The sequence below is a fragment of the Stenotrophomonas maltophilia group sp. SKK55 genome, assembly GCF_057179845.1.
This window is the reverse complement of the sequence record NZ_JBXUHP010000033.1, coordinates 1-16,722: the sequence shown is the minus strand read 5'-3', so window position 1 is coordinate 16,722 and position 16,722 is coordinate 1. Positions and strand designations below refer to the sequence as shown.

Annotated in this window: 13 protein-coding genes and 1 tRNA gene; all 14 read left to right on the top strand. The window is 63.5% G+C overall.

The annotated features are described in order from the left end of the window. Positions 1-331: EF-Tu C-terminal domain-related protein (locus AC2A1N_RS13760; protein WP_484372598.1), on the top strand; the 331-nt coding region annotated here is incomplete at its 5' end. Positions 332-433: 102 nt separating this feature from the next. Next, a tRNA-Trp gene (locus AC2A1N_RS13755) sits at positions 434-509 on the top strand. Between the two features lie 49 nt (positions 510-558). Beyond that, the gene (gene secE / locus AC2A1N_RS13750) at positions 559-972 is read left to right on the top strand and encodes a preprotein translocase subunit SecE (protein ID WP_004145202.1); all 414 of its coding nucleotides are present in this window, start codon (positions 559-561) and stop codon (positions 970-972) included. A gap of 10 nt (positions 973-982) precedes the next feature. Further along, positions 983-1,543, top strand: a complete 561-nt coding sequence (nusG, locus tag AC2A1N_RS13745) for a transcription termination/antitermination protein NusG (protein ID WP_004154362.1) — start codon at positions 983-985, stop codon at positions 1,541-1,543. A 299-nt stretch (positions 1,544-1,842) separates the two neighbouring features. Next, positions 1,843-2,271, top strand: coding sequence for a 50S ribosomal protein L11 (rplK, locus tag AC2A1N_RS13740; protein WP_004145248.1), 429 nt, complete (start codon positions 1,843-1,845; stop codon positions 2,269-2,271). 4 nt (positions 2,272-2,275) lie between these two features. Next, positions 2,276-2,974, top strand: a complete 699-nt coding sequence (gene rplA / locus AC2A1N_RS13735) for a 50S ribosomal protein L1 (protein WP_005415407.1) — start codon at positions 2,276-2,278, stop codon at positions 2,972-2,974. A 386-nt stretch (positions 2,975-3,360) separates the two neighbouring features. Then, complete coding sequence (rplJ, locus tag AC2A1N_RS13730; protein ID WP_005408203.1) at positions 3,361-3,897, top strand: 50S ribosomal protein L10; 537 nt, start codon at positions 3,361-3,363, stop codon at positions 3,895-3,897. Between the two features lie 63 nt (positions 3,898-3,960). Then, positions 3,961-4,329 carry a 50S ribosomal protein L7/L12 gene (rplL, locus tag AC2A1N_RS13725; protein ID WP_005415408.1) on the top strand — a complete coding sequence of 123 codons (369 nt, stop codon included), beginning with the start codon at positions 3,961-3,963 and terminating at the stop codon, positions 4,327-4,329. Between the two features lie 328 nt (positions 4,330-4,657). Beyond that, on the top strand, positions 4,658-8,812 hold the full coding sequence (gene rpoB / locus AC2A1N_RS13720) for a DNA-directed RNA polymerase subunit beta (protein WP_005415409.1): 4,155 nt from the start codon (positions 4,658-4,660) through the stop codon (positions 8,810-8,812). Between the two features lie 87 nt (positions 8,813-8,899). Beyond that, positions 8,900-13,123, top strand: a complete 4,224-nt coding sequence (gene rpoC / locus AC2A1N_RS13715; RefSeq protein ID WP_061480645.1) for a DNA-directed RNA polymerase subunit beta' — start codon at positions 8,900-8,902, stop codon at positions 13,121-13,123. 284 nt (positions 13,124-13,407) lie between these two features. Further along, positions 13,408-13,782: a 30S ribosomal protein S12 gene (gene rpsL / locus AC2A1N_RS13710; RefSeq protein ID WP_004145320.1), complete on the top strand. Its 375-nt coding sequence runs from the start codon at positions 13,408-13,410 to the stop codon at positions 13,780-13,782. A gap of 12 nt (positions 13,783-13,794) precedes the next feature. Continuing rightward, positions 13,795-14,268, top strand: a complete 474-nt coding sequence (gene rpsG / locus AC2A1N_RS13705) for a 30S ribosomal protein S7 (protein ID WP_004145321.1) — start codon at positions 13,795-13,797, stop codon at positions 14,266-14,268. Between the two features lie 141 nt (positions 14,269-14,409). Further along, entirely contained in the window at positions 14,410-16,551 is a 2,142-nt protein-coding gene (gene fusA / locus AC2A1N_RS13700; protein ID WP_049414677.1) for an elongation factor G, read from the top strand. Between the two features lie 52 nt (positions 16,552-16,603). Beyond that, on the top strand, positions 16,604-16,722 hold a 119-nt coding region (locus AC2A1N_RS13695; RefSeq protein ID WP_049420184.1), incomplete at its 3' end, for a GTP-binding protein.

The window sequence follows — 16,722 nt, the reverse complement described above, 5'->3', positions numbered from 1 at the left end:
CGACGTCGAGCGTGGCCAGGTGCTGGCCAAGCCGGGCACGATCAAGCCGCACACCAAGTTCGAAGGCGAAGTGTACGTCCTGTCGAAGGACGAGGGCGGCCGCCACACCCCGTTCTTCAACGGCTACCGTCCGCAGTTCTACTTCCGCACCACCGACATCACCGGCGCCGCCAAGCTGCCGGAAGGCGTCGAAATGGTGATGCCGGGTGACAACGTCAAGATGGAAGTCACCCTGATCAACCCGGTGGCCATGGACGAAGGCCTGCGCTTCGCCATCCGCGAAGGCGGTCGTACCGTCGGCGCCGGCGTGGTCTCGAAGATCATCGAGTAAGCCTGCAGTGCCGGTGGTTGCATAGCGCCGCCGGTTACGCGAATGGCGGGCCGGGAACCTCGGTCCGCCTTCGCCGTCTAAGGGAAGGCAAGTTTTCAACGTACGCCAGTAGCTCAATTGGCAGAGCAGCGGTCTCCAAAACCGCAGGTTGGGGGTTCGAGTCCCTCCTGGCGTGCCATCTGCCCACCTTATCCAGCGGCCTGGGCCGCTAAAGCAGACACAGCCGGATGAATAGCAAGATCGAACACTCCAAGGACAACTCCGCCAACGGTGGAGATATCGTCAAGTATGTCGCCGCATCGCTGCTGGTGCTGGCCGGTCTGTTCGTCTGGTTCTGGTTCTCCGCCGACTCCGGTCGCGCCGCCCAGCTGGGTGCGTGGGCGGGTCAGCTGCGTGCATTGGCGGTCGTGGTCGGTCTGGTTGGCGGTATCGGCGTGTTCATGCTGACCGGCAAGGGGCGCGACACCCGCGAATTCCTCTCCGAGTCGCGCTTCGAACTGCGCAAGGTGGTCTGGCCGACGCGCCAGGAAGCCGTCCGCATGACCTGGGTCGTGATCGTCGTGGTGCTCATCCTCAGTCTTCTGCTGGGTGGCTTCGACTTCCTGATCCAGAAACTGACTCAGTGGTTCCTGAGCCGCTAAGGAGAATTGCATGAAGCGTTGGTACGTCGTTCACGCCTATTCGGGCTTCGAGAAGTCGGTGGCGCAGGCTCTGCGCGATCGCATCGTCCGTGACGGCATGGAAGAGCGCTTCGGCGACGTCCTGGTCCCGACCGAGGAAGTGGTCGAGATGCGCGCCGGCCAGAAGCGCCGTTCCGAGCGCAAGTTCTTCCCGGGTTACGTGCTGGTCCAGATCGAGACCCACGAGGAAGCCGGCATTCCGCGCATCGACAACGAAAGCTGGCATCTGGTCAAGGAAACCCCGCGGGTCATGGGCTTCATCGGCGGCACCGCCGATCGTCCGCTGCCGATCGCCGATTCCGAGGCCGAGGCCATCCTGAACCGCGTTCAGGAGGGTGTCGAGAAGCCGCGTCCGAAGGTGCTGTTCGAGCCGGGCCAGATGGTCCGCGTCACCGACGGTCCGTTCAACGATTTCAATGGCGTCGTCGAAGAAGTCAACTACGAGAAGAGCCGTCTGCGCGTCTCGGTGCTGATCTTCGGTCGTGCCACTCCGGTCGAGCTGGAGTTCGGCCAGGTCGAAAAGGCCGTCTGACCTGTCCTGTCGAGTCGAGCCATGCTCGACTCCGGGGTCTGGATGGTGCGGTAGTCGGGCATGGCTCGACTCTCCAAAGGGAACCGGGCCTGGCCCGGTTCCGTTCGTTTACCTGCCGCTTCAGGCATGTGAAGAAAAAACCTGTTATAGTGCGCGGCTCCCCGCTGGGGAAGCCAGCAGGACGAGGCCGCCGCAAGGTGGCCTTCAGCATGATTTCAAAACGCGATGCCGGGACGCGTGATTCCCGGTCCGATGGGGAGCCTGTTGTCGAAAGGCGCTAGCACCCGGAGAGCACTCACATGGCAAAGAAAGTTGTCGGTTACATCAAGCTGCAGGTGAAGGCCGGTCAGGCCAACCCCTCGCCGCCGGTCGGTCCTGCGCTGGGTCAGCGTGGCCTGAACATCATGGAATTCTGCAAGGCGTTCAACGCTGCCACGCAGAAGCTCGAGCCGGGTCTGCCGGTTCCGGTGATCATCACGGCCTACTCGGACCGTACGTTCACCTTCATCACCAAGAGCACCCCGGCTACCACCCTGCTGAAGAAGGCCGCTGGCATCTCGTCGGGCTCCAAGCGCCCGAACACCGAGAAGGTCGGCAAGGTCACCCGTAAGCAGCTGGAAGAGATCGCCAAGGCGAAGGAACCGGATCTGACTGCCGCCGACCTGGACGCCGCCGTGCGTACCATCGCTGGCTCTGCCCGTTCCATGGGCCTCGTGGTGGAGGGTTAATAAGATGGCACAGACCAAGCGTGAGAAGGCCATCAAGGCCGCCGTCGTTCCGGGCAAGGCATACGCCTTCGAGGACGCGATCAACATCCTGAAGACCGCCACCAAGGCCAAGTTCGTCGAGTCGATCGACGTCGCCGTGCGCCTGGGCGTCGATGCGAAGAAGTCCGACCAGCAGGTCCGTGGCTCCACCGTGCTGCCGGCCGGTACCGGCAAGTCGGTCCGCGTCGCCGTGTTCGCTCCGGCCGGTGCCAAGGCTGACGAAGCCCTGGCTGCTGGCGCCGACGCCGTCGGTATGGATGACCTGGCCGAGAAGATGCAGGCCGGCGATCTGAACTACGACGTCGTCATCGCGACCCCGGACGCCATGCGCGTCGTCGGTAAGCTGGGCACCGTGCTGGGCCCGCGCGGCCTGATGCCGAACCCGAAGGTCGGCACCGTTTCCCCGAACCCGGGTGAAGCCGTGAAGAACGCCAAGTCGGGTCAGGTCCGTTACCGCACCGACAAGGCCGGCATCATCCACTGCACCATCGGCAAGGCCGACTTCGCCGAAGACGCGCTGAAGTCGAACCTGACCGCGCTGCTGCTGGACCTGATCAAGGCCAAGCCGGCCACCTCGAAGGGCACCTACCTGCAGAAGGTTTCGGTCAGCTCGACGATGGGCCCGGGCGTCACCGTCGACCAGTCGTCGCTGACCCTGAAGTAATTGTTTCAAGCGGTCACGGTGCCCCGGGTGCCGTGACCGTGACATTTGAAGGCATCGCTGGCAGTGCATCGCCCGCGGTAGCCGTCAAAGACCGCAGGCGCGGTCGTGGCAATACCGGCGACGGGCATGGAAGCTCGATCTGGCAAGGAGTCGCCGCCGGAGCAGTCAGGAGCGCTTAATCGATTCCCCGGAATCACCCTGCGTAGATGGTGCCCTTCTGGAGTTTTTCTGGTTCACGCACGTCTGGGTTTCCCAGGTTGGCCCACTCCAGGTCTAGAACGGCCCACCCCCGGAACATCATCCCGATGTTCCCGGCGTCCAGGATGGATGCCGCACAGGACCGCACACGGCAGGAGCCGTAAGCGGAGTTCAATAGGAGGAGTGCAATGGCTCTCAATCTGTCCCAGAAGCAAGAAGTAGTCGCCGAGCTGGCAGACGTCGCCGCCAAGGCCCACTCCTTGATCGCAGCCGAATACGCTGGCACCACGGTCGCCCAGATGACCGCGATGCGCAAGCAGGCTCGTGAAACCGGTGTTTTCTTGAAGGTTGTCAAGAACACCCTGGCTTCGCGTGCCGTTGAAGGCACCGAGTTCGCAGTCGCCCAGGACCAGATGGTTGGTCCGCTGCTGTACGCGTTCTCGCTCGAGGAGCCCGGCGCTGCCGGTCGCCTGATCAAGGAAGCCGCCAAGGGCAACGACAAGCTGAAGGCTAAGGTCGTCGCCATCGGTGGTGAAGTGTTCCCGGCGAGCCACGTCGACGTGCTGGCATCGCTGCCGACCCGCGACCAGGCCCTGGCCATGCTGGCCCGCGTCCTGACCGAGCCGGTCACGATGTTTGCCCGCGCCATCAAGGCCGTTGGCGAGAAGCAGGGTGGTGGCGATGTCGCCGCTGACGCTGCCGAGCCGGCCGCCGAGACCGCCTGAGTTTCGACTTACCGTGGTTCCTGACGGAACCTCAATCCAGAAAATCATCCAAAGGTATTAATCATGTCCCTTACCAACGAACAGATCGTCGACGCCATCGCCGAGAAGTCCCTGATGGAAGTGATGGAGCTGGTCAAGGCCATCGAAGAGAAGTTCGGCGTCTCCGCCGCTGCTCCGGTTGCCGTGGCTGCTGCCGCTGGCCCGGCTGCTGCTGTTGAAGAGCAGACCGAATTCGTCGTCACCCTGAAGACTGCCGGCGAGAAGAAGGTCGAAGTCATCAAGGCCGTCCGCGCCATCACCGGCCTGGGCCTGAAGGAAGCGAAGGACCTGGCCGAAGCCGGCGGCGTCCTGAAGGACAACGCTTCGAAGGAAGAAGCCGAGAAGATGAAGAAGGACCTGGAAGCTGCTGGCGCGACTGTCGAAGTCAAGTAAGCAGTTACCTTGCATCGTCACCGATTCGCGGCGATGCAGCCAAGGCTGGGGGCGTAAGCCCCCGGCCTTTGGTCGTTGTTGCGGTGTTGTAGATCCGCGCCATGCGTGGATGTGAAAAAAGCAGGAAAAAGCCCAACACGGGCTGCAGTCAAACCCCGGCAGGCCAGCGCCGAGCGCGGCAGCGGGGGAGTGGTAGCAGACGAGTTGGCAGTTGGAAGTAGCGGGAGAAGGCGTGCTGGTGCCGGCAATACCAGCGACTTCCAACTGACAATTTCAAGTTCCCTTCGGATCGTGGGCGCACGATCCGCACAACAAGGTGGAAGACCTCATGACGTCCTATTCGTTCACCGAAAAAAAGCGTATCCGCAAGGATTTCGGCAAGCAGCGCTCGATTCTCGAAGTGCCGTTCCTGCTCGCCATCCAGGTGGATTCCTATCGTGAATTCCTGCAGGAAAACGTCGATCCGGCCAAGCGCACGGACCACGGCCTGCACGCTGCGCTGAAGTCGGTCTTCCCGATCGCCAGCTACAGCGGCAACGCTGCCCTGGAATACGTCGGCTACAAGCTGGGCGAACCGGTCTTCGACGAGCGTGAGTGCCGCCAGCGCGGCATGAGCTACGGCGCCCCGCTGCGCGTGACCGTGCGCCTGGTGATCTACGACCGTGAGTCGTCGACCAAGGCCATCAAGTACGTGAAGGAGCAGGAGGTCTATCTGGGCGAAATCCCGCTGATGACCGAGAACGGCACCTTCATCGTCAACGGCACCGAGCGCGTCATCGTCTCCCAGCTGCACCGCTCGCCGGGCGTGTTCTTCGACCACGACCGTGGCAAGACCCACAGCTCGGGCAAGCTGCTGTACAGCGCCCGCATCATTCCCTACCGCGGCTCCTGGCTGGACTTCGAGTTCGACCCGAAGGACGCGCTGTTCACCCGTATCGACCGCCGCCGCAAGCTGCCGGTGTCGATCCTGCTGCGCGCGCTCGGCTACAGCAACGAAGAGATGCTGGCCGAGTTCTTCGAGATCAACACCTTCCACATCAACCCGGATGAAGGCGTCCAGCTGGAGCTGGTGCCGGAGCGCCTGCGTGGCGAGACCCTGGGCTTCGACCTCGCCGACGGCGACAAGGTCATCGTGGAAGCCGGCAAGCGCATCACCGCGCGCCACATCAAGCAGCTGGAAGCCTCGGGCATCGCCGCCCTGGCCGTGCCGGACGACTACATCGTCGGCCGCATCCTGTCGCACGACGTGGTCGATGCCTCGACCGGCGAACTGCTGGCCCAGGCCAACGACGAGATCACGGACGAGCAGCTGCAGGCCTTCCGCAAGGCCGGTGTGGATGCCGTGGGCACCCTGTGGGTGAACGACCTGGATCGTGGCCCGTACCTGTCCAACACCCTGCGTATCGACCCGACCAAGACCCAGCTGGAAGCCCTGGTCGAGATCTACCGCATGATGCGTCCGGGCGAGCCGCCGACCAAGGATGCCGCGCAGAACCTGTTCCACAACCTGTTCTTCACCTTCGAGCGCTACGACCTGTCCGCGGTCGGCCGCATGAAGTTCAACCGTCGCGTGGGCCGCAAGGAAACCACCGGCGAAGCCGTGCTGTACGACAGCAAGTACTTCGGCGAGCGCAACGACGAAGAGTCCAAGCGCCTGGTCGCTGCCCACGGCGAAAGCTCCGACATCCTGGACGTGATCAAGGTCCTGACCGAGATCCGCAACGGTCGCGGCGTGGTCGACGACATCGATCACCTGGGCAACCGTCGCGTGCGTTCGGTCGGCGAAATGGCCGAGAACGTGTTCCGCGTCGGCCTGGTCCGCGTCGAGCGTGCGGTCAAGGAGCGCCTGTCGATGGCCGAATCGGAAGGCCTGACCCCGCAGGAACTGATCAACGCCAAGCCGGTCGCCGCTGCCATCAAGGAGTTCTTCGGCTCCTCGCAGCTGTCGCAGTTCATGGACCAGAACAACCCGCTGTCGGAAGTGACGCACAAGCGTCGCGTCTCGGCCCTGGGCCCGGGCGGCCTGACCCGTGAGCGCGCCGGCTTCGAAGTGCGCGACGTGCACCCGACCCATTACGGCCGCGTCTGCACCATCGAAACCCCGGAAGGCCCGAACATCGGCCTGATCAACTCGCTGGCCGTGTACGCCCGCACCAACAAGTACGGTTTCCTCGAGACCCCGTACCGCAAGGTCGTGGACGGCAAGGTCTATGACGAAGTCGAGTTCCTGTCGGCCATTGAAGAGAACGAGTACGTCATTGCGCAGGCCAACGCGCTGACCGACGCCAAGGGCACCCTGACCGAGCAGTTCGTTCCGTGCCGCTTCCAGGGCGAATCGCTGCTGAAGCCGCCGGCGGAAGTCCACTTCATGGACGTTTCGCCGATGCAGACCGTCTCGATCGCGGCCGCGCTGGTTCCGTTCCTGGAGCACGATGACGCGAACCGCGCACTGATGGGCGCCAACATGCAGCGTCAGGCCGTGCCGACCCTGCGTTCGCAGAAGCCGCTGGTCGGTACCGGCATCGAGCGCGCCGTGGCGCGTGACTCGGGTGTGACCGTGAACGCCCGTCGTGGTGGTGAGATCGTGCAGATCGACGCCGCCCGCATCGTGGTCAAGGTCAATGAGGAAGAGATCGTTGGCGCCACCGACGCCGGCGTGGACATCTACAACCTGGTCAAGTACACCCGGTCGAACCAGAACACCTGCATCAACCAGCGTCCGCTGGTCCAGGTGGGTGACGTCATCGCCCGCGGTGACGTGCTGGCCGACGGTCCGTCCACCGACATCGGCGAGCTGGCCCTGGGCCAGAACATGCTGATCGCGTTCATGCCGTGGAACGGCTACAACTTCGAAGACTCCATCCTGCTCTCCGAGCGCGTGGTGGAAGAGGATCGCTACACCACGATCCACATCGAAGAGCTGACCTGCGTCGCGCGTGACACCAAGCTGGGGCCGGAGGAAATCTCCGCCGACATCCCGAACGTCTCCGAGCAGGCGCTGAACCGCCTGGACGAGAGCGGCGTGGTGTACATCGGTGCCGAAGTGCGCGCCGGCGACATCCTGGTCGGCAAGGTCACCCCGAAGGGCGAAAGCCAGCTGACCCCGGAAGAGAAGCTGCTGCGCGCGATCTTCGGCGAGAAGGCTTCGGACGTTAAGGACAGCTCGCTGCGCGTTCCGCCGGGCATGGACGGCACCGTCATCGACGTGCAGGTCTTCACCCGCGACGGCATCGAGAAGGACAAGCGCGCCCGCCAGATCGAAGAGTCCGAAATCAAGCGCGTCAAGAAGGACTTCGATGACCAGTTCCGCATCCTGGAAGCGGCCATCTACATGCGTCTGCGTTCGCAGATCGTGGGCAAGGTGGTCAATGGTGGTGCTGGCCTGAAGAAGGGTGACGTGATCACCGACGCCTTCCTCGACGGCCTGAAGAAGTCTGACTGGTTCGCCCTGCGCATGAAGGACGAGGACGCCTCGGAAGCCATCGAGCGCGCCCAGAAGCAGATCCAGGCGCACGAGAAGGAATTCGAGCGTCGCTTCGCCGACAAGCGCGGCAAGATCACCGCGGGCGACGACCTCGCCCCGGGCGTGCTGAAGATGGTCAAGGTGTTCCTGGCGGTGAAGCGCCGCATCCAGCCGGGCGACAAGATGGCAGGCCGCCACGGCAACAAGGGTGTGGTGTCCAACGTGGTGCCGGTCGAGGACATGCCGTACATGGCCTCGGGCGAGACCGTGGACATCGTGCTGAACCCGCTGGGCGTGCCGTCGCGTATGAACATCGGCCAGATCCTGGAAGTGCACCTGGGCTGGGCCGCCAAGGGCCTGGGTCGCAAGATCCAGGCGATGCTGGAAGCCCAGGCCGCGGTGGCCGACCTGCGCAAGTTCCTGGACGACATCTACAACCACGACGACACCAACGTGGCCAACCGTGTCGACCTGTCGCAGTTCAGCGACGAGGAACTGCTGCGCCTGGCCCGCAACCTGACCGACGGCGTGCCGATGGCCACCCCGGTCTTCGACGGCGCCACCGAAGCGGAAATCAAGCGCATGCTGGAACTGGCCGACCTGCCGAGCAGTGGCCAGACCCAGCTGTACGACGGCCGCACCGGTGAAGCCTTCGACCGCCATACCACCGTCGGTTACATGCACTACCTGAAGCTGAACCACCTGGTCGACGACAAGATGCACGCCCGTTCGACCGGTCCGTACTCGCTCGTCACCCAGCAGCCGCTGGGCGGCAAGGCGCAGTTCGGCGGCCAGCGCTTCGGTGAAATGGAAGTCTGGGCGCTGGAAGCCTACGGCGCGGCCTACACCCTGCAGGAAATGCTGACGGTGAAGTCCGATGACGTGCAGGGCCGCAACCAGATGTACAAGAACATCGTCGACGGCGAGCACGAGATGGTCGCGGGCATGCCGGAATCCTTCAACGTGCTCGTGAAGGAAATCCGCTCGCTGGCCATCAACATGGAACTGGAAGACAACTGATCCATGCCGGCGCGGCGGTCCGCCGCCGCGCCGCTGGCAGTGAACTGAAAGCCCATCGACACAGCATTCCTCCTTCTGGAGAACACCATGAAAGACCTGCTCAACCTCTTCAACCAGCAGCGCCAGACGCTGGACTTCGACGCGATCAAGATCGCGCTGGCCTCGCCGGACCTGATCCGTTCGTGGTCCTTCGGCGAAGTGAAGAAGCCGGAAACCATCAACTACCGTACCTTCAAGCCGGAACGCGACGGCCTGTTCTGCGCCGCCATCTTCGGCCCGGTGAAGGACTACGAGTGCCTGTGCGGCAAGTACAAGCGCATGAAGCACCGCGGCGTGGTCTGCGAAAAGTGCGGCACCGAAGTGACCCTGGCCAAGGTGCGTCGTGAGCGCATGGGCCACATCGACCTGGCTTCGCCGGTCGCGCACATCTGGTTCCTCAAGTCGCTGCCGTCGCGCATTGGCCTGATGCTGGACATGACCCTGCGCGACATCGAGCGCGTGCTGTACTTCGAAGCGTACGTGGTGACCGAGCCGGGCCTGACCGCCCTGGAGCGCCGCCAGCTGCTGACCGAAGAACAGTACCTGCAGGCCCGCCAGGAGCACGGCGACGACTTCGACGCCGCGATGGGCGCCGAGGCCGTCTACGAACTGCTGCGCACGATCGACCTGCAGTCGGAGATGACCCGCCTGCGCGAGGAAATCGCTGCTACCGGTTCGGAAACCAAGCTCAAGCGCCTCACCAAGCGCATCAAGCTGATCGAAGCCTTCCTGGAATCGGGCAACCGTCCGGAATGGATGGTCATGACCGTGCTGCCGGTGCTGCCGCCGGACCTGCGTCCGCTGGTTCCGCTGGATGGCGGCCGCTTCGCGACCTCCGACCTGAACGACCTGTACCGCCGCGTCATCAACCGCAACAACCGCCTGCGCCGCCTGCTCGAACTGAGCGCGCCGGACATCATCGTGCGCAATGAAAAGCGCATGCTGCAGGAATCGGTCGATGCGCTGCTGGACAACGGCCGTCGCGGCCGTGCCATCACCGGCACCAACAAGCGCCCGCTGAAGTCGCTGGCCGACATGATCAAGGGCAAGCAGGGTCGCTTCCGCCAGAACCTGCTCGGCAAGCGCGTCGACTACTCTGGCCGTTCGGTCATCGTGGTCGGTCCGTACCTGCGCCTGCACCAGTGCGGCCTGCCGAAGAAGATGGCGCTCGAGCTGTTCAAGCCGTTCGTCTTCGCCAAGCTGCAGCGTCGTGGCCTGGCCACCACCATCAAGGCTGCCAAGAAGCTGGTCGAGCGCGAAGAAGCCGAAGTCTGGGACATCCTGGAAGAGGTCATCCGCGAGCATCCGGTGATGCTGAACCGTGCGCCGACCCTGCACCGCCTGGGCATCCAGGCGTTCGAGCCGGTGCTGATCGAAGGCAAGGCCATCCAGCTGCACCCGCTGGTCTGCACCGCGTTCAACGCCGACTTCGACGGTGACCAGATGGCCGTCCACGTGCCGCTCTCGCTGGAAGCCCAGCTGGAAGCGCGTGCGCTGATGATGTCGACCAACAACATCCTGTCGCCGGCCAACGGCGAGCCGATCATCGTGCCGTCGCAGGACGTCGTGCTGGGTCTGTACTACATGACCCGCTCGCTGGAGAACAAGAAGGGCGAGGGCATGGCCTTCGCCAACATCGCCGAAGTCAAGCGCGCCTACGACAACCGCGTGGTGGAACTGCACGCCAAGGTCAAGGTCCGCATTACCGAGGTGGTGACCGACGAAGACGGCAACAAGCAGAACAAGACCTCGATCGTGGACACCACGATCGGTCGCGCCCTGCTGGCTGAAATCCTGCCGGAAGGCCTGCCGTTCGCGCTGGCCAATGTCGAGCTGACCAAGAAGAACATCAGCCGCCTGATCAACTCCAGCTACCGCCAGCTCGGCCTGAAGGACACGGTCGTGTTCGCCGACAAGCTGATGTACACCGGCTTCGCCTATGCGACCCGCGCCGGCGTCTCGATCGGCATCGACGACATGCTGATCCCGGACGAGAAGAAGGGCATCCTCACCGAGGCCGAAGCCGAAGTGCTGGAAATCCAAGAGCAGTACCAGTCGGGCCTGGTCACCGCCGGCGAGCGCTACAACAAGGTGGTCGACATCTGGTCGCGCACCAACGAGCGCATCGCCAAGGCGATGATGGACACCATCGGTACCGAGAAGGTCGTCAATGCCAAGGGCGAGACCATCGACCAGAAGTCGATGAACTCGCTGTACATCATGGCCGACTCCGGTGCGCGTGGTTCGCAGGCGCAGATCCGTCAGCTGGCCGGCATGCGTGGCCTGATGGCCCGCCCGGACGGCTCGATCATCGAGACGCCCATCAAGGCGAACTTCCGCGAAGGCCTGAACGTGCAGGAGTACTTCAACTCCACCCACGGTGCCCGTAAGGGTCTGGCCGATACCGCGCTGAAGACCGCGAACTCGGGTTACCTGACCCGTCGCCTGGTCGACGTGGCGCAGGACGTGGTGATCACCGAAGTGGATTGCGGTACCACCGAAGGCCTGATCATGACCCCGATCGTGGAAGGCGGCGACGTGGTCGAGCCGCTGAAGGATCGCGTGCTGGGCCGCGTGGTTGCCGAGGACGTGTTCCTGCCGGGCAACGACGAAGATCCGATCGTCACCCGCAACACCCTGCTGGACGAAGCCTGGGTTGCCAAGCTGGAAGATGCCGGCGTGCAGACCATCAAGGTCCGCTCGACCATCTCCTGTGAATCGGCTTTCGGTGTCTGCTCGCGCTGCTACGGCCGCGACCTGGCGCGTGGCCACCTGGTCAACATCGGTGAGGCGGTCGGCGTCATCGCCGCCCAGTCCATCGGTGAGCCGGGTACCCAGCTGACCATGCGTACGTTCCACATCGGTGGTGCGGCGTCGCGAGCTGCTGCGGTCGACAACATCACCGTCAAGACCACCGGCTCGGTCAAGTTCAGCAACCTCAAGTCCGTGGAGCACGCCAACGGCTCGCTGGTGGCGGTGTCGCGCTCGGGCGAAATCTCGGTGCTCGATGCGCACGGCCGTGAGCGTGAGCGTTACAAGCTGCCGTACGGTGCGACCATCACGTCCAAGGACGGTGATGCGATCAAGGCTGGCCAGACCGTGGCCAACTGGGATCCGCATAATCACCCGATCGTGTCGGAAGTGGCCGGCTTCATCCGCTTCATCGACTTCGTCGATGGCGTCACCGTCATCGAGAAGACCGACGAGCTGACCGGCCTGGCCTCGCGCGAAATCACCGATCCGAAGCGTCGTGGTACCCAGGCCAAGGACCTGCGCCCGATCGTGCGCATCGTCGACGCCAAGGGCAACGACCTGTCGATCCCGGGCACCGACCTGCCGGCGCAGTACCTGCTGCCGCCGCGTTCGATCGTCAATCTGCAGGACGGCGCCCCGGTGGGCGTGGGCGACGTCGTCGCCAAGATCCCGCAGGAAGCGTCGAAGACCCGCGACATCACCGGTGGTCTGCCGCGCGTGGCCGACCTGTTCGAAGCGCGCAAGCCGAAGGATCCGGCGGTGCTGGCCGAGCGTTCGGGCATCATCAGCTTCGGCAAGGACACCAAGGGCAAGCAGCGCCTGATCATCAAGGACACTGATGGTTCGGAGCACGAAGAGCTGATCCCGAAGTACCGCCAGGTCATCGTGTTCGAAGGCGAGCATGTCACCAAGGGTGAAACCATCGTGGACGGCGAGCCGAGCCCGCAGGACATCCTGCGCCTGCTGGGTGTCGAGCCGCTGGCTGCCTACCTGGTCAAGGAAATCCAGGACGTGTACCGCCTGCAGGGCGTGAAGATCAACGACAAGCACATCGAGGTGATCACCCGCCAGATGCTGCGCAAGGTCGAGATCACCGACCAGGGCAGCAGCAAGTTCCTGAACGGCGAACAGGTGGAGCGCCAGCGCGTTATCGAGGAGAATGCGCGCCTGTCGACCCGCAACGAACTGCCGGCGCGCTTCGATCCGGTCCTGCTGGGTATCACCAAGGCCTCGCTGGCGACCGAATCGTTCATCTCGGCGGCCTCCTTCCAGGAGACCACCCGAGTGCTGACCGAGGCTGCCGTCCGCGGTACCAAGGACAACCTGCGTGGCCTGAAGGAAAACGTCATCGTCGGCCGCCTGATTCCGGCCGGTACCGGCCTGTCCTACCACAGCAGCCGCCGTCGCGGCGCTTCCGGTCTCACCGACTCGGAAATGCAGACCCTGGCCGGCACCCCGGCTGCGGTCGAGTCCCCGGTGGTTGAAGCCGAAGCTGAACAGGCCTCGGGCGAAGAATGAGGTATCCGGTCCGGCCGCAAGGCCGGACCACCCCATCGGTCCATCGATGGGATTGGGAAAGGGCAGGGGAGATCATCTGCGATCGACCCAGCCAACCTGAACGGGGTACATGGAGGCCCCCCAGTAACGTCCCGGGATCAGGGACGGGCTTGACAGGAGGCGTTTGACTGCTTTCCTTGCAGGTTGCTACAATCGTCTGTCTCAGCAGGCCAAAATTTCGGCCTGCTTTAACATTTCCGCATCTCTGGCCGGATTTTCCGGCCACCAATCAGAAGAACCTACTGATGGCGACGATCAACCAGCTGGTCCGCAAGCCGCGGCAAGCGACCACCTACAAGAGTGCCTCGCCGGCGCTCGACAAGTGCCCGCAGCGCCGTGGCGTCTGCACCCGTGTCTACACCACCACTCCGAAGAAGCCGAACTCGGCTCTGCGCAAGGTTGCCAAGGTCCGCCTGACCAACCAGGAAGAAGTGATTTCCTACATCGGTGGTGAAGGCCACAACCTGCAGGAGCACTCCGTGGTCCTGATCCGCGGCGGTCGCGTCAAGGACCTGCCGGGTGTGCGTTACCACACCGTTCGTGGCTCGCTCGACGCCGCCGGCGTTGCCAAGCGTCGCCAGGCCCGTTCCAAGTACGGCGCCAAGCGTCCGAAGGCATAAGGAGAGAGCACTATGTCGCGTAAGGGTAATACTCCGCAGCGTTCCGTCCTGCCCGATCCGAAGCACGGAAGCGAAACCATCGCCCGTTTCATCAACATGGTCATGCAGAGCGGCAAGAAGTCCGTCGCCGAAAAGATCGTGTACGGCGCCATGGACGTGATCACCGAGAAGAACAGCAGCGCCAACGCCATTGAACTGGTGCAGAAGGCTCTGGACAACGTCGCTCCGGCGGTCGAAGTCAAGTCGCGCCGCGTCGGTGGTGCCACCTACCAGGTGCCGGTCGAAGTGCGTTCGTCGCGCAAGATGGCCCTGGCCATGCGCTGGCTGATCGACTCCGCGCGCAAGCGTGGTGAGAACACCATGCCGAAGAAGCTGGCTGCTGAACTGATCGACGCCTCGGAAAACCGCGGCGGCGCCATCAAGAAGCGCGAAGAAACCCACCGCATGGCCGAAGCCAACAAGGCATTCGCCCACTACCGCTGGTGAGTTTGACGGCCTTGTAAAACAGGCAGGGCAGCACCACTTCGGTGCGTGCTGCCTCGCGGTCCCAGAAGGACTGCGCCAATCCGAAGGCCGCCGAAAGGCGGCGTTCGGCCATCCGAAATCCAAGAAATCTGAGAGGCTCCCGTGGCCCGTTCCACTCCCATCGAGCGTTACCGTAACTTCGGCATCATGGCTCACATCGATGCCGGCAAGACCACCACGTCCGAGCGCATCCTGTTCTACACCGGCAAGAGCCACAAGATCGGTGAAGTGCACGACGGCGCCGCCACCATGGACTGGATGGAGCAGGAGCAGGAGCGTGGCATCACGATCCAGTCCGCTGCCACCACCGCGTTCTGGAAGGGCATGGACAAGTCCCTGCCGGAGCACCGCTTCAACATCATCGACACCCCCGGGCACGTCGACTTCACCATCGAAGTGGAGCGTTCGCTGCGCGTGCTCGACGGTGCCGTCTTCGTCCTGTGCGCCGTCGGTGGCGTGCAGCCGCAGTCGGAAACCGTGTGGCGCCAGGCCAACAAGTACCACGTGCCGCGCATCGCGTTCGTCAACAAGATGGACCGTACCGGTGCCAACTTCCAGAAGGTCGTCGGCCAGCTGAAGGCCAAGCTGGGCGCCGTTGCCGTGCCGATGCAGCTGCCGATCGGCGCTGAAGACAACTTCAAGGGCGTCGTCGACCTGCTGAAGATGAAGGCCATCCACTGGGATGAAGCTTCGCAGGGCATGAAGTTCGAATACAGCGACATCCCGGCCGAACTGCAGGGCCCGGCTGAAGAGGCTCGCCAGTTCATGGTCGAGACCGCTGCCGAAGCCAGCGAAGAGCTGATGGAAAAGTACCTGGGCGGCGAAGAGCTGGCCGAGGCTGAAATCATCAACGCGCTGCGTACCCGCACCCTGGCCACCGAGATCGTGCCGATGTACTGCGGCTCGGCCTTCAAGAACAAGGGCGTGCAGGCCATGCTGGACGGCGTGATCCAGCTGCTGCCGTCGCCGGTCGACGTGCCGGACGTGAAGGGCGTGGACGTTGACGACGACACCGTCGAAATGACCCGCAAGTCGGACGACAAGGCTCCGTTCTCGTCGCTGGCCTTCAAGATCATCACCGACCCGTTCGTCGGCGCGCTGACCTTCTTCCGTGTCTACTCGGGCACCCTGAACGGTGGCGACACCGTGCTGAACTCGGTGAAGGGCAAGAAGGAGCGCATCGGCCGCATCCTGCAGATGCACTCGAACAACCGCGAGGAAATCAAGGAAGTTCTGGCTGGTGACATCGCCGCTGCCGTGGGCCTGAAGGACACCACCACCGGTGACACCCTGTGCGCCGTGGACGCCCCGATCATCCTGGAGCGCATGACGTTCCCGGAGCCGGTGATCTCGATGGCCGTCGAGCCGAAGACCAAGTCGGACCAGGAAAAGATGGGCCTGGCCCTGGGCCGCCTGGCGCAGGAAGATCCGTCGTTCCGCGTCAAGACCGACGAAGAATCCGGCCAGACCATCATCTCGGGCATGGGCGAGCTGCACCTGGACATCATCGTTGACCGCCTGAAGCGCGAGTTCAACGTTGAAGCCAACGTCGGCGCGCCGCAGGTGGCCTACCGCGAAACCATCACCCTGGCCGACGTCAAGTCGGACTACAAGCACGCCAAGCAGTCCGGTGGTAAGGGTCAGTACGGTCACGTCGTGATCGAGCTGTCGCCGATCACCGCTGCCGACCGTGCCGATCCGAAGATCGCTCCGATGATCAAGGACGACTTCCTGTTCATCAACGACATCACCGGCGGCGTGATCCCGAAGGAATTCATCCCGTCGGTCGAGAAGGGCCTGCGCGAAACCATCACCAGCGGCCCGCTGGCTGGCTTCCCGGTCGTGGACGTCAAGGTGAAGCTGGTGTTCGGTTCGTACCACGACGTCGACTCCTCGGAAATGGCGTTCAAGCTGGCTTCGTCGATGGCCTTCAAGCAGGGCTTCGCCAAGGCCAAGCCGGTGCTGCTGGAGCCGATCATGAAGGTTGAGATCGTGACCCCGGAGGATTACCAGGGTGACGTGATGGGCGACGTCAGCCGTCGTCGCGGCGTGCTGCAGGGTTCCGACACCACCGGTGACGGTTCGGCCAGCATCATCAACGCGATGATCCCGCTGGGTGAAATGTTCGGCTACGCCACTGCGCTGCGTTCGCAGACCCAGGGCCGCGCCACCTTCACCATGGAATTCGATCACTACGAGCCGGCTCCGACCAACATCGCCGAAGCCGTCATGAAGAAGGGCTGAGCCTCGCTCAGCCTCTCTTGAAACCACTTACGAACAATCAAGGTATAGAACAATGGCAAAGGGTAAGTTCGAACGCACCAAGCCGCACGTCAACGTCGGCACCATCGGTCACGTCGACCACGGCAAGACCACGCTGACCGCCGCACTGACCAAGATCGGTGCCGAGCGCTT